This window comes from Pedobacter sp. PLR (assembly GCF_026239675.1).
Taxonomy (GTDB): domain Bacteria; phylum Bacteroidota; class Bacteroidia; order Sphingobacteriales; family Sphingobacteriaceae; genus Pedobacter.
This window is the reverse complement of sequence record NZ_JAPIVQ010000011.1, coordinates 1-20,983: the sequence shown is the minus strand read 5'-3', so window position 1 is coordinate 20,983 and position 20,983 is coordinate 1. Positions and strand designations below refer to the sequence as shown.

The window sequence follows — 20,983 nt, the reverse complement described above, 5'->3', positions numbered from 1 at the left end:
CACCGGTATAATTATTCTTTTAATTCAATGGTTGAAAAGCTATTTCCATTTAGGCGGTATTGCAACATTTTTACTTTACCTGCTTTATTGGTTGTGTCCTTATCATCCAGCACAGGAACAGAGCGGAACAGATCCCCGTTTTTAATGATGAATTTATCCCCTCCGGCATAATTCTTCTTGATAGAAGCGCTCAGCGGCGGGAAACTGATTTTTCTAAACTCTCCACCTGCATACTCATATACATTCAGGTCCAGCACATTTTTCTTGCTTAGTAACTCAATATAAATCTCCGGGTTCCCATCATTATCGAGGTCCATATTCCAGGCATCCGTAATGACTCCCTTACGTTCATTAGAAAAAGATTTATAATTGTTTCTCAGCGTATCTGACAATAGGATCAGGTATCCGCCAACACTGTCTACTCCTTTACCCCAACTTACAACTTCAAAGTTAACACCGGGGCGTATAGCAATGTCCTTGTAAAAGGGAAACTGACCCTTTTTAGCATCTGAGGGATCAGTTGTGGTTGATGGAGAAGCCATCTTTTCGGAAGCATTATCTCCGCAAGCAGCCAATAAAAGCAGCCCTGCAAATAACAGGGGTAGCTTTAAGAAATATTTACCTGGTTTCATTTTTATATTTGTTTTTGCAGTGTGTTTCGTTTTGCAACCTATTTCACTTTTACATCCGCAGCACCATTGTTCAGAACGGTTTCGGTAACTACACTTTGTTTTCCGGATGGAGTGATAACGATTGTTTTCAAGATGCGTTTCTCTCCTTTAGGAACGATCACTGTCATGCCCTTAGTATATAAGTCAGCCGCAGTTGAGGGACGCGTCAGGTCTAAAGTATAATAGATCTTAGCTCCCGGCATTGGCTCCTTGATGTCGATGTTGATTGTTTCTCCGTTCATCACCTTGTCATTTAAGCCTAGCGGTGTAGGTACCCAGTAGTTTGTTCCTGTTTTATCTAATCTGGCCAAATGTAACGGAAGACGTTCTTCAGAGAAGTTTTTCAGGTCTTTACGTTCTGGTTGTGACCATGCGATTTCCGCCAAAGAGAAAATTCTAGGCATGATCATGTATTCTACTTTCGCAGGAGTCTGAACATATTCAGTCCATAAGTTTGCCTGTACACCGATCACATATTTCTGCTGAGCAGGAGTCAGTACTGATGGCATCGGGTCATAGTTATAAACCGAAGTGTAGTTAGATAAACCACCAATATTTGTAGGCTCATCTTTAGAGTTTGATTGTTTATGGTCGAAATATAAACCACCACCGTTAGGTGTCATGATCACATCATGGCTTTGTTGCGCTGCAGCAATACCACCTTCAGTACCTCTCCAGGACATTACAGTTGCATTTGGTGCCAATCCACCTTCTAAGATTTCATCCCATCCAATGATCTTACGACCTTTTGAATTTACATGTTTCTCAATTCTCTGGATGAAATAACTTTGCAATCCATGCTCATCTTTTAAGTTCAGGTCTTTAATCATTTTCTGACAGAAGGCACTTTCTTTCCAGTATTCTTTCGGACATTCATCACCACCAACGTGGATATATTTAGAAGGGAATAAAGCGATTACCTCGTCTAATACGTTTTCAAGGAATTTGAAAGTATTGTCGTTAGGTACAAACACATCATCAAATACACCAAATGTTTGTTGTACTTGTTTTCCTTTTCTGCTACCAGACCATGGGGTCTTTGGATCTATAAAAGTATCTCTTTCAGGGAAGCAGCTCAACTCAGGATAAGCGGCGATTGCTGCTGATGCATGACCAGGAAGTTCAATTTCAGGAATCACGTTGATGTACCTTGCCGCAGCATAAGCGATCACGTCTTTTACTTCGTTTTGCGTGTAATAACCCTTGTACTCTTTATTGTCGGTGGCTACACCAGGGTGATGACCGATAATGGTTCCATTTCTTTTACCACCTACTTCGGTTAATCTAGGGTATTTTTTGATCTCAATTCTCCAACCCTGATCATCGGTTAAATGCCAGTGGAAATTGTTCATTTTATAGTCAGACATTACGTCGATATATTTCTTAACCAACGATACCGGATACATGTGACGAGACACATCAAGGTGCATTCCTCTATATTTGAAACGTGGATAATCGCTGATTTCAGCGTTAGAGATCAATACCTGGTCATTTGCTTTTTCAGGCATTAACTGCATCATTGATTTCAATCCATAAAACAAACCGGCATCTGTACCAACGATAGTGATATTTTTAGCGGTAATATTGATTTTATAACCTTCGGCAGGCAATTTATCTGCACCTTCAGAAGTCAGGATGATGGCTCTTCCATTTGCTGCTGCAGCTTTTGCGGGTCTTAATGCAAATCCTGCTTTAGTAACCACAAAGGCATTGAACAAGTCGGCCATTCTGGAGTTTTTTGGTTCATTGGAGATTAAAACTACCGTTTTATCTAATTTAAAGTTACCATTAGACTTCTTTACAGATACGGGAGCGGGAATAATGCCCATGTTCTGATCCTGCTGTGCAGAAGCTTCTATTGCAATAAATGCCAACAGAACCATTGTAAATAATTTCTTCATTTGTTTTTGTGTGTTTTTTAGTTTGGTTAAACCGGAAGGAATTATTGATTTCCTTCCAATTGGTATTAAATTGAACGCACAAGATAAAAAAAACCTTTGATACTTAAAAAGGCGGAATTCTTTCGAATTCCGCCTTTTTAAAGTGTTTTATGATCGTTTAAGACATAACTTTTACTTCATCTTCTTTCGCAGCCAGGTAACGTTCTGCATCTAAAGCAGCCATACATCCTGAACCTGCGGCAGTTACCGCCTGACGGTAGTAATGATCCTGTACATCACCAGCAGCAAAAACACCTTCTACATTTGTTTTTGTTGATCCTGGAATGGTTTTAAGATATCCGGTTTCATCCATATCTAACTGACCTTTAAAGATGTCTGTATTAGGTTTGTGACCGATAGCCACGAAGAAACCGTCTACAGGAATCTCAGATTCCACATTAGTCTGGTTGTTTAATACTCTTACAGCAGTTACATTTTTACCGTTACCCAAAATTTCCTGAGTTTCAGTATGGTAAACCACTTCAATATTAGGGGTATTTAATACCCTGTGTACCATTGCTTTTGAAGCTCTGAATTCGTCTCTTCTAACCAGCATGTATACTTTTTTACAAAGCTTAGCTAAGTAGGTTGCTTCTTCGGCAGCAGTATCACCAGCACCAACGATGGCAACATCCAGTCCTTTGAAGAAGAAACCGTCACATACTGCACAGGCAGAAACGCCAAAGCCATTATATTTTTGCTCAGAAGGTAAGCCTAACCATTTTGCGGTTGCTCCTGTTGAGATAATTACCGTATCTGCAGTAATGGTTTTAATATCATCTACTACTACTTTATGAGGCATTGAAGAAAAATCCACTGAACTTACGTAACCAAAACGGATATCTGTTCCGAAGCGTTCTGCTTGCTTGCGGAAATCTTCCATCATTTCCGGTCCCATTACTCCACCAGGATAACCTGGAAAATTATCCACATCAGTGGTTTGTGTCAATTGTCCACCAGGTTCCATACCGGTGTACATAACTGGTTTCAGATCTGCGCGAGCGGCATAAATTGCTGCCGTATATCCTGCCGGGCCTGACCCTATAATTAAACATTGAACGTGTTCTATTTCTTGTGACATATTATTTTTTCTGTTATACTACAAAATTACACTTTTCTACAACGCATAACAAGTACCATCCTTCCGGAAAGCCGCATTATGAGCTCCCGATTATAAAAAAATACCTGAATAAGCGGTATGAAAACTAGGTTTGAATGATCCCTACATTGAAAGCTTTTTTAATTGGCGATTGATTTGCGGCTTCTATCCCCATAGAAATCACCTTGCGGGTCTCTAAAGGATCGATCACACCATCCACCCAAAGCCTTGAAGCTGCATAATATGGAGTGGTCTGACTGTTATACCGGTCTGTAATTTCTTTCAGTAGCTCTGCTTCTTTTTCAGGGGTGATCGTTTCACCTTTCGCTTTTAAAGAGGCTTCCTGAATTTGTAACAATACTTTTGCTGCCTGCGAGCCTCCCATAACTGCTATTTTAGCACTTGGCCAGGCATAAATCAGTCGGGGGTCATAAGATTTGCCACACATGGCATAGTTTCCAGCGCCATAAGAGTTGCCCAACACAATTGTGAATTTAGGTACCACAGAGTTGGCTACTGCCATCACCATTTTTGCACCGTCTTTTATGATCCCTCCTTGTTCAGACCTGCTGCCAACCATAAATCCGGTCACATCCTGTAAGAATACCAATGGAATTTTCTTCTGGTTACAATTCATAATGAAGCGCGCAGCCTTATCTGCACTATCCGAATAAATCACGCCGCCAAACTGCATTTCTCCTTTTTTAGACTTAACTACTTTACGCTGGTTGGCGACAATACCAACTGCCCAGCCATCAACCCGGCCTAATCCGCAAATGATGCTCTGTCCGTATAGTTGTTTGTACTCTTCAAAAGCGGAGCCATCCACCAGGCGATGGATCACTTCCAGCATATCATAAGGCTTCTCCCTGCTTTCCGGCAGGATTCCATAAATATCCTGTGGATCCAGCTTTGGCATTTCCGGTTTAATGCGGTCAAACCCTGCGGATTCCGGGGCACCCAACATGCTTATAATATTGCGGATACTATCCAGACAAGCCTGGTCGTTTGGATGTTTATAATCGGTTACACCGGAGATTTCACAATGGGTGGTTGCTCCTCCAAGAGTTTCATTATCAATTTCTTCTCCGATGGCTGATTTCACCAGGTAAGAACCAGCAAGGAATACCGAGCCTGTTCCGTCTACTATCATGGCTTCATCGCTCATAATCGGCAGGTAAGCACCACCGGCAACGCATGAACCCATAATCGCAGAAATCTGTACGATCCCATCTGCAGACATGATCGCATTGTTCCTGAACATACGTCCAAAATGCTCTTTATCCGGAAATATCTCATCCTGCATTGGCAGGAATACCCCTGCACTGTCTACCAGATAGATGACCGGTAAACGGTTCTCCATGGCGATTTCCTGCGCCCTTAAGTTCTTTTTGGCAGTCATAGGAAACCAGGCACCAGCTTTCACTGTTGCATCATTGGCGATGATCATGCATTGTCTGCCGGAAACGTAACCAATGCCGGTAACCACACCTGCTGAAGGGCATCCACCCTGTTCGGCGTACATCCCATCCGCAGCAAATGCCCCTACTTCAAGAAATTCGCTTTCCTTATCAATTAAATAAGCGATGCGCTCACGCGCCAAAAGCTTTCCTTTATCTTTTTGTTTTGCTGCATTCTTTGCTCCCCCTCCTTCATATATCTTTTTAAGCTTCGTCTTCAACTCGTAAACCGACTGCTTATTCAAATCTTCATTTTTGTTGAATTCTATATTCATTTGGGCAAGTTAAATCTATTTTCGATTGAAACAAAAGTCCGTTTCGGGCTTTGGTATAAAGCATTCATTTGTTCCACTTACTGCAATAAATTTCTGCCAATTATTTTCCTATTTCTTCCATCAAATCCCTCAGATCGGAATAACAGTTCAATATCCGGAGTCGTTCCTGCCGATCCGTTTTCATGGATACCTGGTATGCCCACCCTCTATACAACTGATACAAAACATCCAGTACTTCCCCAGACGAATAGTCTTTCAAAAAAGACTGCATCAATATCAACTGCCGTTCCGATTGCGCCTGATCCAGTTGCATTTTCAATCCCCCCCTTTGTCCATGAAAAAGATCTGATGCTTACTGAGCTTCCCTTTAAGCTGGACATCTTTACCCGAATATTTTGAAAAATGGCCATGCCGGACTTGCCGGCAGCCTTCTTTCCCAAGGCATTTCTTCCATAGTGAGGAAATGTGCATCGGCATTGCTGAAAAAAAACAGCACAACAAAGCCATCATAAAGAAGAATATTCTTTTCATAATTGAAATAGATTAGGGTAATTGGATAATTTGAATGGAAATGAGGAGAGAACAACCTCCTAACCGAATCTATATATTTTAACCTATTGGATGGTTAGAAAACCCTATTTATTTTTATCAGTCAGCCGCATTTTCTTTATGCATTCTATAAAACAAAATACTAAAGAATAAATCCTGGTTTTTAGGATCAATAATTGTGATGAGTTTGAAAATCATGGCCATGAACGATCTCTACCGCGTACTCAGCAAATTTTTCAATTACCGGTTTAACCTACAGGAAGATAGTGCCCCGCAGGAAGAAACCATCACTTCAATAAAGAAGAATGTAGCCTTTAAAGGCGCCAACTTATGGACTTTAATCTTCGCGATTTTTGTTGCCTGTATCGGATTAAATGTAAATTCTACTGCGGTGATTATCGGTGCCATGCTGATCTCACCCTTAATGGGTCCTATTGTAGGCATCGGACTTGGGATTGGCACCAACGACTTTGACCTTGTTAAAAAGGGCCTTAGAAACTTAACACTGGCCACCATCATCAGCATCATTGCTTCTACGCTATACTTCACATTTACCCCGCTTCATGAGGCCTCTTCGGAATTACTGGCCAGAACTTCCCCTTCTATCTGGGATGTTTTCATTGCCTGTTTAGGCGGTTTAGCAGGTATAGTTGCAGCGACAAGAAAAGAAAAGAGCAATGTTATTCCGGGGGTGGCCATCGCAACCGCTTTAATGCCACCATTATGTACCGCAGGTTTTGGGATTGCGACCGGAAACCTCTACTATTTTATGGGTGCGATTTACCTGTATTTCATCAATAGTGTCTTCATTTGTGTGTCTACCTTTCTGATCGTTCGTTACCTGAAATTCAAAAAGAAAACCTTTGAAAACAAAGAGGATGAGCAGAAAGTAAGTCGTTACATATGGATCGTTGTCATGATTACAATTGCACCAAGTATATACCTTACTTATCAGATTGTCGGCAAAAGTATTTTTGAAAATAACGCCAATAAATTCATCAGTCAGCAATTGAATTATACAAATACCCAGGTGATTTCCAAAAACCTGAAATACAACAGAAAAGGTAGTGAAATAGATTTATTGCTGCTGGGTGCCGAACTATCGCCACAACAGCTGGATTCTTTAAACCAGAAGCTTCCGAATTACCAGTTAAAAGGGACAAAATTGATCATCAGGCAAGGATTAAATGCGAAAAACGAAGTTGATCTTTCTCAAATCAAAGCCAGTATTCTGGAAGATGTGTTTAAAACCAGTAATGAAGCCACTGCCAATGATCCCTTACAGCTCTTGCTACCGGATTTAAAGCCGGAACTTCGTGTGCTGTACCCGGATTTAAAGGATTACAGTATCAGCAATACGGTGTTTAACCGTTTAGACACCAACAAGTCTGATACGCTTACGATGGTGGTTGCCTCTTTTTACAAGCCAATTCCTATCGCTGATCAGGACCGGTTAAGATTGTGGTTGAAAAACAGGGTTAAAGCAGATTCTTTAAAGCTGATTGTATTATAAAACCATATCATCAGGACGGGGAATAGCTTAAAGAGTGCGCGTTCTTTAAGGAAGCAAATCAATGTACCAATACCCTGAAGCTTCTCCTTCTTCCCCATTCGGTTTTGGAAACTCCTTGTATACTTTTTCCCCGAGGCTAAACTGTATCGGGCTGCTGAAAACCGGGCCATCAAACACAAAAGTATGGAACTCGCCATTCTCTCCGCAAGGGTCAATTCCCGGGGGCAAATCGGCAATGAAATGCTCATCAATTACCCTACCGCAAAAATCTTCCAGACCTTCCTGAGCACAAACGACAATTGTCCGGTACCCCAGAGAGATGAACTCATTAATCAGCTCCTTCGTATCCCGTTTCCATAAAGGAAACACGCCCTTAAAGCCTACTTCAGCAAGCTTCTTTTCACGGTACACCCTTAGATCCTCCAGAAAAATATCTCCGAAAATAGAATACTCAATTCCTTTGGAACGGAACGCTTCCATATGGCGCAGCATGCTTTCCTCATACGCTTCCATAGTTGGAGATTCCGACAAACGAACCTGATACAAGGGAATACCGATACTTTCTGCCTGTGCGATCAGTAAAGCTTCCCGTACCCCATGCATACTCACCCTGTTAAAAGCTTCGTTTACAGTGGTCAGTAAATAGCGTACGTCGTAAGTCTCTTCTGCTAAAATATGGTGTAATGCGAGGCAGCTATCTTTCCCGCCACTCCAATTGAACAGGCTAATCTTTTTATCCATGAGGCTGCAATATTACAAGAAATTCCGGTGTTCAAATCAATGAACACACTTTTTCCAGGGTATGGTCGTTATTCTAAACGTATGAAGCTAAAAATTATTTTACTCCTTCTGAGCTGTCAGACTGTGGTTTACGCGCAGAATTTCAAGTTTCCGAGCCTACCCAATCAGGGTAAATCTTTATCGGAAATGATTCCTGATAAATGGAAAATACTGGATTCTGTATCCGGAGACCTGAATCAGGACCGCGCGAAAGACATCGCTGTTATCCTGGAATACCATCAGGAAATCCGCGAAAGCAGAGCCTATGGCGACAATACCACGGAGCTCATCACTGAAATTCAAAAGCCAAGGATACTGGCCATTTACTTTAAGCACAAAAATGGTTACCAGCTGGCTGCACAAAATAACAACTTCATTTTAAGATCGCAGGAAGGTGGCGCTCTGGGCGACCCTTTACGTCCGATGGGTATTGAAAAAAACCAGCTTTCTTTATCTTTCCAGGGAGGCGGAGAATGGCGTTGGAAATTGAAATACACATTCGGGTACCAGCAGAAAACCTGGACCTTAGAAAAAGCGGGCAACTATTATTACAATGAAAGTACCGGGGAGCTGACCGACAAGCAATATGATTTCCTGAACCAGAAGCGCATGGTGACTACCGGACTTGGCCATCAAAGCCGGGTGGTCAATAAAACGGTTACACAGGATTTCCCGATCAGTACCTTACGCACCTTCCAGAGCTTTAAGAAACCATGGACCTGGGAAATTAGTCCTGATGAATTCTTATAAAGAATACCCTTAAAACCTGTCTTTTTAAAACACAAAAGGGGTATCCAAATCATGGATACCCCTTTTGCTATAGGATTAAAGAATTAGCTTCTGCTTGAATAGTTTGGCGATTCTTTAGTGATGGAAACATCATGTGGATGACTTTCTCTCATACCTGCAGCGGTGATGCGTACAAATTTAGCTTTTTGTAAATCATCGATGGTTGCTGCTCCACAGTAGTGCATTCCAGCTCTCAATCCACCAACATACTGATAGATTACTTCTGCTAAAGTACCTTTGTAAGGAACGCGGCCAACAATTCCTTCCGGAACTAACTTCGTTACTACATCTTCTTCATCCTGGAAATAACGGTCCTTAGATCCTTGTTGCATAGCTTCTACAGAACCCATACCACGGTAAGATTTAAATTTACGTCCTTCATAGATGATCGTTTCACCTGGAGACTCTTCAACTCCCGCGAACAATGAACCTGCCATGATACAGCTGGCTCCTGCTGCGATCGCTTTCACGATATCACCAGTTTGTTTGATACCACCATCAGCGATAACAGGGATCCCTGTACCGATTAATGCCTGTGCACATTCGAAAACTGCGTACAATTGAGGTACACCAACACCAGCGATGATTCTGGTTGTACAGATTGAACCCGGACCGATACCAACTTTAACTGCATCAGCACCAGCTTCAGCCAATGCTCTTGCGGCGTCCGCAGTAGCGATATTTCCAGCGATTACCTGTAAGTCAGGGAAACGTGCTTTAATGGCTTTCACCATATCGATAACACCTTTAGAGTGACCATGAGCAGTATCCACAGTAACCACATCTACACCAGCAGCAACTAATGCAGCTACACGGTCGATATTATCTGCTGCTACACCTACAGCTGCACCAACGCGTAATCTTCCGCGTTCATCTTTACAGGCTTTAGGGTAGTTTTTATATTTTTGAATGTCTTTGAAAGTGATTAAACCTGCAAGGTGCCCTTCAGCATTAATTACCGGTAACTTTTCAATTTTATAGTCTTGCAGGATTTCTTCTGCTTGTAAAAGCGTTGTACCTTCAGGAGCAGTGATCAGATTTTCTCTGGTCATAACTTCCGATACTTTACGTTGCATGTCTTTCTGGAAACGAAGATCTCTGTTGGTAATGATACCAACCAGTTTATTTTCAGCATCAATTACAGGAATTCCACCTATTTTGAAGTCCTTCATGATCTGGAATGCTTCAGCTACTTTCGCATCTGCATTTAAAGTAACCGGATCCTGGATCATTCCACTTTCTGAACGTTTTACTTTTCTGACTTCTTCTGCCTGACGTTCAATGCTCATGTTTTTATGTAGCATACCGATACCACCTGCCTGTGCGATGGCAATTGCCAAACCAGATTCAGTTACGGTATCCATTGCTGCAGAAACTACAGGCACATTTAAACGTATTTTTTTAGTTAAAAAACTTCCGGTATCCACGTCACGTGGCAGAACTTCAGAATATGCAGGAACTAACAATACGTCATCGTACGTTAAACCTTCAGATATAAATTTATTGGGATCTAGTTGCATAGCAAATAATTTAGGAGTTACTATTTGCCGGGCAAACATACGATTATTATTGCAAATACGCAACAGGTCTGCAAAAATGGCGGGTTTTAGCGTAAAGATTACACTAAGATTAAGATTCCTTAACCTATGGTCAGGTGTTTATTGTACAATCAATTTACGGCCTTCCAGTTTAAACTTTGCCAGTCCGGTAAGTTCCAGCTTTTTTAACACCTTTTTAAGCTCGCTATATCTGGACATAGAACCGCCAAAGGTTACCTTTCTTTTTTCCGGATCGGCGAACTCCACCTCTACATTATACCACCTACCAATTGTTCTCATGATCGTTTCAAGATCTTGATCTACAAAAATAAAGGCCCCGTTTTTCCAGGCAAGGGCTGCTTCCAGATCTGCCTTTTCCAGATCAATTCCTTTGATGGACTTCCCGACAACTGTTTCATAACCGGGCTTTAACACCTTTGAGTATTGCGTTCCCGGGATGGATACCTTTAGACTCCCCTCCATTAATGTGGTTCTGATTACCGCTTCATCCGGATAACAATTGATATTAAAATGAGTCCCCAGGACTTCTGTCTCCTCCCCTTTCATACTGACTATGAATGGTTTTTGTTGTTTGGAGATTTCAAAATAAGCTTCCCCGGTCAATTCCACGCGCCGCTGATTAAGGCCATTAAAACTAACCGGATATTTCAAAGAAGAGGCTGCGTTAAGCCATACTTTTGTGCCGTCTGGCAAACTCACCTGATAGATCCCTCCTTTTGGTGTTTCAATTTTATTTGATGCCAGTGTATTATTATTTGCTGAGACCGTGTATGCCAGCTCACCATCTTTGGTTTTATGCACTTTCACATCGCCTTCGACCGCCAGTTCTCCATTTTTCGCATTAGATAGCTTAATCTCCTTTCCATTTGCAAGGGTGAGCACGGCCTCGTTCCCAATTGGTAGGATTTGATCTGAAGCAGTAGTAGTCGCAGTAAGTTCCGCAGGACTATTCTTCTCATAGAAATAATAACCTAATCCAGCGATGACAAACACGAACAAAGAGGCGGCAATACCTATTAAAAAGCGGTTAGAATTTTGAAGTCCTGGTCTATTTTGAGTTTGCTTTAGCTCCTGATTTTCTGGCAGATCATGAGGTTGCTGTCCCTCTTGCTGTTCCGCAACTTTACTTTGAAATTTGGCGAAGGCTTCCGCTGCATTGTATTTATTTAAAATATCGATCTCTTTTCCCAGTTCCTTGCCTTGAGTTATTTCTGAATATAATTCAGTATTTTCTTCTGATAGGCCTGCCCAATCTCTTAATGCTTGTTCTTCCTCAGCAGTCAGTCGACTGGCTTTCTTCCGAACCATTAATTCAGCTATATTTAAACTTTCAAAAAGTCGATCCTTCTTCATTATAACCTGTTTAACGTTCTATAATTTAAAGCGTAAATTCTATTTGTTAATCTTCACCGTTACCCTTCAAAACTAATGTTTATTCTTTCAATATTTTAACCTCATTCTCAACGAATAAGCAAGCTTCTGACTCGCAAAAAAACTACATTCATCAATTATAACATGCGAAATAAGGTAGTAAGAGCAGCAGAGACAGCGTTTTCCCCGGTAACCTTTTCTTTAAAATCCCCAAACCTCTTAACTTTTGATTTTTCACGGTTTGAATCGATAATCCAAGGTGATCAGCAGCTTCCTGATTACTTAAACCATCAAGGTAGGTCAGCTTAATAATTCTACCTGCTTGCGGAGGTAAATCATTAATCGCGAGGTGGAGCTCTCTGACCACTTCTGCCTGCGTTACCGCTAAAAGAAAAGTATTCTCCTCTCCTCCGATTTCCTCCTGATAAAAGAGGTGGCGATCTTCTGCCCTACCGGTCATTTTAATTAAATTGAGACAGCCATTTTTCACCGCTCTATAAAGAAATGCTTTTAAATGAAGTTCGGAGCAAAACACGTATTTTCCTTCCCAAAGCTTTAGGAATACATCACCTACAATGTCTTCTGCATAATTATCCCCGATAATCTTTTCCGCGAAACCGCATAAACCTGCATAATACCGATTAAACAGATTGGAGTAATCTGACACATCGGCAAGGCGTATTGCCTGCGGTTCAAGTTCTTTAAAGTCATCTTCAAGCGTCATACGAAAAGGGGTAATTAGCTTGAAAACTGAAGGTTAAGGACAACAGATTCCATGAGAGCGCTATTTATTACTCCTATATCGAATATCATGCCATATTATTCAGCTACCTGGTGACATTTCAATCGTTAAGGTTAAACAAGAACATTTAAAGTAACACATCCTTTTAAAAAGGCCCATTAACCTCATATTTAAATGGATATAAAAAAATAAAATTCTATTTTAAAAATAAATACTACAAAAAAAGATCATGAGTGGGGATAGTCCCACCTCTCACAGTACCCATCCCCGAAACATGACCAATAAAATAAACATTCGGTATAATACCTTATTGTTTCACAATCTTAAACTCTGTTCTTCTGTTGAGCTGATGCTCTTCCACAGAACAATTCACCCCATTTGTACAACGGTTGAGTAACTGACTCTCCCCATATCCTTTGGCCGTAATTCTGTTTTTATCAACACCCTTTGAAATGATATAGCTAACCGCAGATTCTGCACGTCGTTGCGATAGTGCCATGTTATAACCATCATTGCCTCTGCTATCCGTATGAGAGGATAATTCGATCCAGATTGTTGGATTATCCTTTAAAATTTTAACTAATTTATCTAACTCAATTGCGGCATCCGGCCTGATATTAGACTTATCAAAATTGTAATAGATATTCTCCAGACGGATGGGTTTATTGATTTCGATGGGTATCAGATAAAAATCTTTAACCAGAGAAACCTGCGTCACAAAACTCGTATCCGCACTTCTGAAACCTGTTTTTTCGGCCTTTACATAGTAAGCGATATCTTTGTCAATTTTAAAGGAATAATAACCGGTTTCATCTGTAATCACTTTCAGTGCATTACCATTCTGTGCTTTTAGGGTGACAGATGCGGAAGTTAATGGTAAACCTGTCTTTTTATTAAACACTTTACCTTCCAGCTTCAAGGCCAATATAATTTGTTGGGTAATCCGGTAAACATCATCGCTTCCTAAACCATCAACGCGATTGGAAGACAAATATCCGGCAGTTGCCGTATACATATTGAAGGCAAAATCATCCTGCGGAGAATTAACCGGATAACCCTGATTGATCGGTTTAGAAAAAGTATTATCTTGATATATTGATTTAAAGATATCAAGACCTCCCATACCGGTAAGGCCATCGGTACTAAAATAAAAGTCGCCGGATTCATCAATTGAAGGGCTTCTCTCATTTCCTTCCGTATTTAAGGAGGCTATATTTTCTGCATTCTGCCATTCACCAACAACATTTTTAGTGATGCTATAAAGATCTGTCCCACCTTTACCACCGGGCATATTAGAAACAAAATATAGGGTACGACCATCCTTACTGATAAATGGATCTCCTACTGAATAAGCATTCACATTATTATATTTAAAGGGAACAGGTTTTCCCCATTTGCCATCCGCAGCTTTTCCACTGCTGTATATTTCTACATTCACCGTTGCTAAACGCCCTTTACTAAACTTCAGGTCTTTGCTGATCCGTGTTAATGTAAAGTACATATCATTTCCATCGCTGCTAAAGCTAGCGGCCCCAACATGATAATCGGTGCCTGCATCCAATGGAAAAAGCACTAAACTGTCTTTATTATCTAATTTCTGAGATCCATATAAACGCAGATACCGGTTGCCTGTCCAACCATAAGTTTGCTTATCGGGTGTTTTACCTGCATCAAATTTAAGGAATGGCTTGCTGGATTTCTTAGTATTTTCAGTAAAGGCTAATCCCCTGTCGGAAGTAAAAGTAATCCCTTCTTTTGATCGTACAGCTCCCCAATCGGATTGCGGACTATTCAGTTCCGCTGCATTTTGCAATAGTACGGGCCTTGGTTGCTGCATCCATTTTATGGCCGAATCACAGGAATTTAACCACCGATATTGCTGTGCTAAAGAAAACTCCTTTTGTTTTGCATCCTCTTTTTGCGCTACGCCCCCTTTTTGCTTTAGCTCCGGTATCTCTTTTTGTTGTTCGATGTATCGTTTAAACTGCACTTTCGCCTCGCCATATTTACTATTGCTGACCAATGCTTTGGCATAGTTTAAAGTATTTGCTACCGGGCTCCCCGGTATATCGGCAACTATTGCATACCAGCTTTCTGCCTGGGGATAATTGCGTGTTAACGTATAACTTTCTGCTAAACGTTGGGCAGCATGCAACGTATTTTTCTTTGCATAAGCTTGCTCATACAGATCAATGGCTTTGATGTAATTAAACAAATCATATTGGGCATCTGCTTCTTTCATTACATACTGCGCTTTGGCAGGTAGGTATAAGAGTAGCGTAAACAGACATAATAACAGCGTTCTTTTCATTTTCTATTGGAATGACAAGCGGAATGACCCGCGTATATTTTAAGTTTCAATGCTAACCTGCGGGATTAAAAATAGCGTGGTGTCAGCATTCTGGTATTTTTCTTATTGATATAATAGCCAACGGATATTTCATGAGTTCCGCCACTATAACCTTTCAATGCGCCGACAGAAAAATCGTATCCATAGCCAATTCTCAGGTTTTTAATCGGGAATATTTCCATGGCGGCAATCACCGAATTCCGGTTACTTAAATCCTTTTGAAGGTGCGACTTGTCATATACCTTCACACCTGTGCGATAAGAACCACCCAGCCAGATGATGTCATTTAACAACACAAAAGCATTCACATCTAAGCTGGTAGGGCCTGCCCGATCATCTTTTAACAAGAAGGAAGGTTTAAGCTGAATCCCTTCTGACAAAGGAATCAAAACCCCGGCTGTTAAGTAATAATGTGGTTTCGGTTGTGCAATAAAACCATCACTTTCAACCTTAATTGCCTGTGCGATCAGGTTATCAGCAGATATGCCCACATAAAATTTGTTATCCGAATAAAAAACACCTGTTCTTGCATCTGGAATAATCTTGCTTTGCATTCCTGCGGGTTGATACATTTCCGGATCATTTGGGTTTAATTTAGAACCATCAATTCCTAACTGAACCATACCTACGCCAATTCCAAGGGAAAGTCGGGCAGAGCCGTCTTCATTTAACCTTAAGCGATACGCATAATTCCCATAAGCGGTCAGGTTACTTTGTGCGCCTAAACGATCACTGGCCACCTGCAAAGCGAGCCCTACATTACCATCATTGGCAATTGCATCTACAGCCAGCGACATACTCTTTGGACCTCCGGTAATCCCGGTCCACTGCGTCCGGTAAAAACTATGCAGGTTTAACTGTTCCTTATATCCTGCATAAGCAGGGTTGATATAAATACCATTGAACATGTACTGACTAAACTGCGCATCCTGCTGTGCGTTAATCTTTTGCACACACAGCATCAGTAATGCGGCAATACCTATTTTTATATATTTCATTTTCTATTCCTTTCGTTAAGCGCTATTGATCGAATGCCCTGATCAGCGTGATGTAACCTTTAAATACCCGCCATTCTGAACCTACACCATCTTTTACACGCAATACGTAATAGTAAGTACCTTCATTTAAGCCTGGTCCATTCCAGGTATTTCTATAATTTGTTTGTTTAAATACTTCATTTCCCCAGCGGTTTACAATCACGATATCATTTATTGCAAACTGTTCTATCCCCCTGATTTCGAATGTATCATTGGTTCCATCGCCATTTGGCGTAAATAAATTCGGAATTAAAAGCTCTGGTCCTGAGCCTGCGTATTTGGTAAACCAGCCCCCGTTTACGGTCATATCAGAAAGCACATTCAGACCTATACTCGTATGAATTCCGGTAGCAGGATTGCTTGTTTTTAGAAAGTCCCATTTACTACCATTTACATATTGCGAGATTGAGGCACTGGCATCTTTAAATTGCTGCCCGTTGGTATTTTGGTTGTGCTGCAAGGTCATATCGGCTTTTAAAGGCTTATTGCTATAGATCTGCCAGCTTCTATCCATTCCCAATTCGGATTTAATCCCCTTGGTAAAAGCGGATGAGCCCCCATAATCCTGCACGCTAACCGATACAATACCTGCCGATAAAGGCGCTAATGTTGCCGGTGCATAATCGCGTTCGGCAATCCCTACCGGAAACACAAAAGCGAAAGGGCTTCCGTATTCTTTGACCATATGCCCCGCGATGCTGTTGCCGGTTACCACCATGCGGTCTGCGCTATAATTGGTGATTTTACCGCTGGTATTAAAGGCCAGATTGTAACCATTTAAGATCACATCTGCATTGTTTACAGCCAGATCAATTTCTTTTCCAATATTCAATTCCGCAGCCAGGGGGCCTTGTGGATTATTGGTTTGATAACCCGGATCATCTACATCGGCTAAGATGATATTGTCGTTGTTACGATGTTCGATCAGGAGGTTAATAAATTCCCCGTTATTACCATCTATTTTGGTTGCCGCAGCTTTCATTTCCGGATAAAATGGATTGCTACCAGGGTTGTAGACAACGACTCTCCCCTTCCCTTTGAAAGTCGCGCCTGGTGCAATCCATATGTTTTTACTATAAATCTCCAAAGTCCCGTCGATGGTCCAGTCGGCAGTAGGGCCGAAATAGCTGCCTTCAGAAAAGCGCATTTCGGTTGTTCCTTCCGCAATCGTTACCGTCGAATTATCCACAGTCATGCTCCCTGCTCCTGTTTGCGCATACGATTTCATCGCAAACACAGTGAGTAAGACTGCCGGTAAAACTATATTTCGTAGTTGTATTTTCATTGTATTTTAATTAGCCTGTATGGTCTTTCCCGGCGTAAGTTATTATTCGAAAAATTTGTAAAAAGTAACAATCAAGCCGGCCTGGTTATCTCTTGTTAAGCTCGAATCTGAGGCTCCATTATTATGGTTCAACATCACTTTAACATCCTGAGCAGTTCCCAATTTTATGATATAAGAAAACTTATATCCCTGCACACTTTTCACCCCACCATATTGTGATATAGTAGACGATACTTTTAGATCAGAAATCAATGTATTTGCTGAATTTACTATCCCTGCATTTACCACAAAAAGCTGATTATCACCTGCAGATTCAAAATTCGTATTATTTGTACCAGCAGGGGACATACAATCGAAAGTGATATCCACACGGTAAGTTCCTATGGGCAAATTAATGGACGCGCCATTGCTATAATTGACTCCTACAATCGTATTTACAACGGTGGTATATGCAGCTGGAAAACCTACGATATTAGCGGTGGTTACCCCTCCGGGAATCAAAGTAACGGCATTCCCGGTAGGTGTAAAACCTGCAAGTCTGATGTTTAGAATCTGATCTGTTTCTCCGTTCACGATCAACCTCTCCCATCGTTGCCCTGTCCAGTAATAATATCCTTTAGGATTAACTCCTCCTATGTTGTAAATTAAAGATCCCTCCAGCGGAGCTATTATTGGATTCACAGCATCGGTTAAAATGCCTAAGGTATATTGTGGTAATAATACGCCTCTATCTGTTGCAGTAACATCCAATGCGGCAGAAGCATTCGGGGTTCTGGTATTGATACCTGTTTGTCCCCAACTGAGGCTGGAAAAAAACAGGAAAACCAGGTATAAATATTTTTTATAGTTGATCATAACATCGAGCGCTGAATGTGAATAAATGAATTTAAGATGTCGATATTTCCTTCATAAGTTCCTCCGGTAACACGCGCCAGATTAAAGCTCATCGTTGCGGATGAGGTAATTTGAAAACTGAAGGAGAAATTTGCTACATGCTGTTTGCTGTTGGTTGTACTGCTGGAGTTAGAGGTTTGATTATCGGTCATCACCTGACCGTAGGAACTTGCCCCGTTGCTCAGTTTAGCAGCATAATAATGAATATTAGTCCGAACTGTAGCGCCAATCCCGTTCGCTGCAACCTCTGATAGTGCCTGAATATTTAAAGCTACCTGAACTGTATAATTACCTGGAGGCAAAGTGAAATTTCCTCCGGAACTGGTAAAAGCCGGGATATTACTAAAGAGCTGGGCTCCTCCTGTAATCGGAACAAAAGTCCCGGAAACAGGCAAATTAATACCACTTGCTATTGCTGTATTTTGAATAACGGCATTGGTCACCGAATTTTCTTTAGCAGCCATCAAACTCCAGCTCCCTTTATTCCAGATATAAAATCCCTTTGGTTGAACTGTACTCGTGTTGTAAACAATCAGCCCTTCTGCAGGAGTGCTTATAGGGGTAACGTTGCTAAACAAATCTGTTAAAAGCACACGTGCCGGCAAAAAAGCTTTTTTAGTGCTATTGGACAAATCCAAAACTGCTGAAGTATTTACAGTCAGCTTACCTACACCTGCAGCACCTTGTGCATATACATAGCCATTATAGACCAGCAGAAAAACCCCAATAATATATTTCTTCATGACTTAATTCAATTTGGTTAACTTAATGATGGTACCACTGGCAATTATATTAACTAGGTCGTAAAAAGTGGCTCCATCTCTTCTACCTAAAAATAAATCGATTTCAAACCCATTAGAACCGGTTACAGCAAAAGTGTGCAGGAAACGCATGCGGTGATCTACATCTACCTTGGATATAACAGCCCCCTCTACACGGCCACCAAAATAATTGGTACCATAAATATTTGTATTTGGATCATATGGCCTGATCCAGATGTCACTCAAATACCCCATATTATAATATCCGTTTTGTATCACTGTACCGTTACCAGGATCAGGAGGCGGAGCATTTAGTAAATAGGACGCTTCAAGGGTATAGACCCCAGGCCCAACTGCAATTATATATCTACTAAGAGCACCCAACCGAATGCTTAGACCAGGCATATAACCAGAGTTCACTATTTGATAAGCATTAGTAGTTTTCTGTCCAATAGCCTCTTCGTCATTAGCAACTTTATTATTCAAAAATGCCAGATTTCTATTCAAACCAATTGTTGCAACTTTAGGTGTTTCCTTAAAATACAGGTGTCTGATCCAGGCACCATTACCACTGTTCGCTGCAATATCCCAGTAATGTAAGGTTTGACTGTTTATATTGCTGGCCCCACTATTATATGCCCATAAGCCATCCGCCATAGGCGTCGCCGTTACCGGTGCTTTATTATTTAAATTCCCGATATCCAGTCTTGGAAACAATACTCCCTTACTGGTACTATTTACCTCCAGAATAGAGGAGCCAGCCGGTGTTTTTATATTTACTCCTGTTTGAGCCTTTAAAACAAAAACATTGAAGAGCAAAACCAAAAGTATAGTTATCTTTTTCATGATTATTTTCATTGATAATTATGCTTAGCGGCGGATGATCACCACTAAGCATCCTGATTATTTATGATCCTTTAATATTAATTGCTCTAATTTTTCCAATCGGGCTTTCATTGATTTGGCATCTTGTTTTAATGCTTCTACTTCTTTGTTTTTCAACTCGATTTTCTTTTCCTGTTCAATCACATGTAAGAATAGTTCTTCGAGTTTTTCTAAAGATTGGATAGTCAATGCTGTCATATCGAAAGTGTAACCATTCCTGGTTTTATTGGTACCACTGATTGCTGTTACTCCAGGCAAATGTTTGTTCGCTTTGATAAATGCTTCCACTTCTGATAGCGGCCTGAATTTGTAATCAGCATCAATTTTTGAAGTACCATCGTAGTATTTCTCAAATACATAATCTGCATAAACACTATTGGTAGTCCAGAATTTCCCCGTTGTTGCCACGTCACCTTCGACATGAAGTTTTGGATTGATCGTTGTACCACCAACAACAAACGTTGGTATGGTACCTCCGCTCGCAAGCCCAATTCCAACACTTCCATTTTGGTAAATATTTTGAATATTAGTAGTAGCCGGGGTTGTACCACCCTGAACTTGCCATGGCTCGATTTTTAAACTTGCTAATTCAATCGCTGTTGAAGGAACCCCATTAACTGTAGTAATTAAACTAGTACCGGTAAGATTGTTTGCCACAGTGTTTACTATCGCAGCCGGTTTTGCAACACCATTGACTGTAGAAGTTAATGTATTTGTACCATTGTTGACTAAATCGTGTACCGTGTTTGCAGTGACGACATAGTTGCTAGCAGCAGTACCCGCCCCGGAAACAGTGATATAGGGACTTCCTATAGTTACACCACCAATACCATCGGCACCTTTTGGTCCAGTAGGGCCCTGTATACCCGCAGCTCCTGTTTCACCTATAGCTCCTGTCAAACCGGTTGGGCCGATTGGACCAGTATCACCTTTCAATCCTTGAATACCTTGAATACCATTAGTTCCAGCAGCTCCTGTCAAACCGGTTGGGCCGATTGGACCAGTATCACCTTTCAATCCTTG

Annotated in this window: 17 protein-coding genes and 1 pseudogene; 2 read left to right on the top strand and 16 right to left on the bottom strand. The window is 41.1% G+C overall.

Annotated features, from left to right (window positions below):
• Positions 1-11: 11 nt before the first annotated feature.
• From OQX61_RS22440 to OQX61_RS22420, 5 genes are all read right to left on the bottom strand, one after another.
• Positions 12-632 (bottom strand): hypothetical protein, encoded by a 621-nt coding sequence (locus OQX61_RS22440; protein ID WP_265844068.1) that lies wholly within the window; start codon positions 630-632, stop codon positions 12-14.
• A gap of 38 nt (positions 633-670) precedes the next feature.
• Positions 671-2,572 carry a family 20 glycosylhydrolase gene (locus tag OQX61_RS22435; RefSeq protein ID WP_265844067.1) on the bottom strand — a complete coding sequence of 634 codons (1,902 nt, stop codon included), beginning with the start codon at positions 2,570-2,572 and terminating at the stop codon, positions 671-673.
• Between the two features lie 157 nt (positions 2,573-2,729).
• The gene (trxB, locus tag OQX61_RS22430) at positions 2,730-3,692 is read right to left on the bottom strand and encodes a thioredoxin-disulfide reductase (protein ID WP_265844066.1); all 963 of its coding nucleotides are present in this window, start codon (positions 3,690-3,692) and stop codon (positions 2,730-2,732) included.
• 124 nt (positions 3,693-3,816) lie between these two features.
• A complete protein-coding gene (locus OQX61_RS22425) occupies positions 3,817-5,445 on the bottom strand; it encodes a carboxyl transferase domain-containing protein (protein ID WP_265844065.1) in 1,629 nt (542 codons plus the stop codon).
• Positions 5,446-5,760: 315 nt separating this feature from the next.
• Positions 5,761-5,976, bottom strand: coding sequence for a hypothetical protein (locus OQX61_RS22420; protein ID WP_265844064.1), 216 nt, complete (start codon positions 5,974-5,976; stop codon positions 5,761-5,763).
• Positions 5,977-6,175: 199 nt separating this feature from the next.
• On the opposite strand from OQX61_RS22420, the gene OQX61_RS22415 reads away from it, so the two are divergent.
• Complete coding sequence (locus tag OQX61_RS22415) at positions 6,176-7,507, top strand: TIGR00341 family protein (protein WP_265844063.1); 1,332 nt, start codon at positions 6,176-6,178, stop codon at positions 7,505-7,507.
• Between the two features lie 45 nt (positions 7,508-7,552).
• On the opposite strand, the gene OQX61_RS22410 is transcribed toward OQX61_RS22415, so the two are convergent.
• A complete protein-coding gene (locus OQX61_RS22410; RefSeq protein ID WP_265844062.1) occupies positions 7,553-8,248 on the bottom strand; it encodes a diphthine--ammonia ligase in 696 nt (231 codons plus the stop codon).
• A gap of 39 nt (positions 8,249-8,287) precedes the next feature.
• Between OQX61_RS22410 and OQX61_RS22405 the strand changes: the two genes are divergently transcribed.
• Positions 8,288-9,037 (top strand): hypothetical protein, encoded by a 750-nt coding sequence (locus OQX61_RS22405; protein ID WP_265844061.1) that lies wholly within the window; start codon positions 8,288-8,290, stop codon positions 9,035-9,037.
• Between the two features lie 83 nt (positions 9,038-9,120).
• On the opposite strand, the gene guaB is transcribed toward OQX61_RS22405, so the two are convergent.
• The 10 genes and pseudogenes from guaB to OQX61_RS22355 all read right to left on the bottom strand — a co-directional run.
• A complete protein-coding gene (gene guaB, locus OQX61_RS22400; protein WP_265844060.1) occupies positions 9,121-10,596 on the bottom strand; it encodes an IMP dehydrogenase in 1,476 nt (491 codons plus the stop codon).
• A 138-nt stretch (positions 10,597-10,734) separates the two neighbouring features.
• The gene (locus tag OQX61_RS22395) at positions 10,735-11,988 is read right to left on the bottom strand and encodes a FecR family protein (protein ID WP_265844059.1); all 1,254 of its coding nucleotides are present in this window, start codon (positions 11,986-11,988) and stop codon (positions 10,735-10,737) included.
• A gap of 151 nt (positions 11,989-12,139) precedes the next feature.
• Positions 12,140-12,730, bottom strand: coding sequence for a sigma-70 family RNA polymerase sigma factor (locus tag OQX61_RS22390; RefSeq protein WP_265844058.1), 591 nt, complete (start codon positions 12,728-12,730; stop codon positions 12,140-12,142).
• A 325-nt stretch (positions 12,731-13,055) separates the two neighbouring features.
• The gene (locus OQX61_RS22385; protein WP_265844057.1) at positions 13,056-15,059 is read right to left on the bottom strand and encodes an OmpA family protein; all 2,004 of its coding nucleotides are present in this window, start codon (positions 15,057-15,059) and stop codon (positions 13,056-13,058) included.
• Positions 15,060-15,124: 65 nt separating this feature from the next.
• The gene (locus OQX61_RS22380; protein ID WP_265844056.1) at positions 15,125-16,096 is read right to left on the bottom strand and encodes a type IX secretion system membrane protein PorP/SprF; all 972 of its coding nucleotides are present in this window, start codon (positions 16,094-16,096) and stop codon (positions 15,125-15,127) included.
• Positions 16,097-16,118: 22 nt separating this feature from the next.
• Positions 16,119-17,420: a gliding motility-associated C-terminal domain-containing protein gene (locus OQX61_RS22375; protein WP_265844055.1), complete on the bottom strand. Its 1,302-nt coding sequence runs from the start codon at positions 17,418-17,420 to the stop codon at positions 16,119-16,121.
• Between the two features lie 42 nt (positions 17,421-17,462).
• Positions 17,463-18,275, bottom strand: a complete 813-nt coding sequence (locus OQX61_RS22370) for a hypothetical protein (protein ID WP_265844054.1) — start codon at positions 18,273-18,275, stop codon at positions 17,463-17,465.
• Complete coding sequence (locus OQX61_RS22365; protein ID WP_265844053.1) at positions 18,272-19,057, bottom strand: hypothetical protein; 786 nt, start codon at positions 19,055-19,057, stop codon at positions 18,272-18,274. The genes OQX61_RS22370 and OQX61_RS22365 overlap by 4 nt, the downstream gene beginning before the upstream one ends.
• 3 nt (positions 19,058-19,060) lie before the next feature.
• On the bottom strand, positions 19,061-19,921 hold the full coding sequence (locus tag OQX61_RS22360; RefSeq protein ID WP_265844052.1) for a hypothetical protein: 861 nt from the start codon (positions 19,919-19,921) through the stop codon (positions 19,061-19,063).
• A gap of 57 nt (positions 19,922-19,978) precedes the next feature.
• A pseudogene (locus tag OQX61_RS22355) lies at positions 19,979-20,983 on the bottom strand (hypothetical protein); the annotation flags it as partial.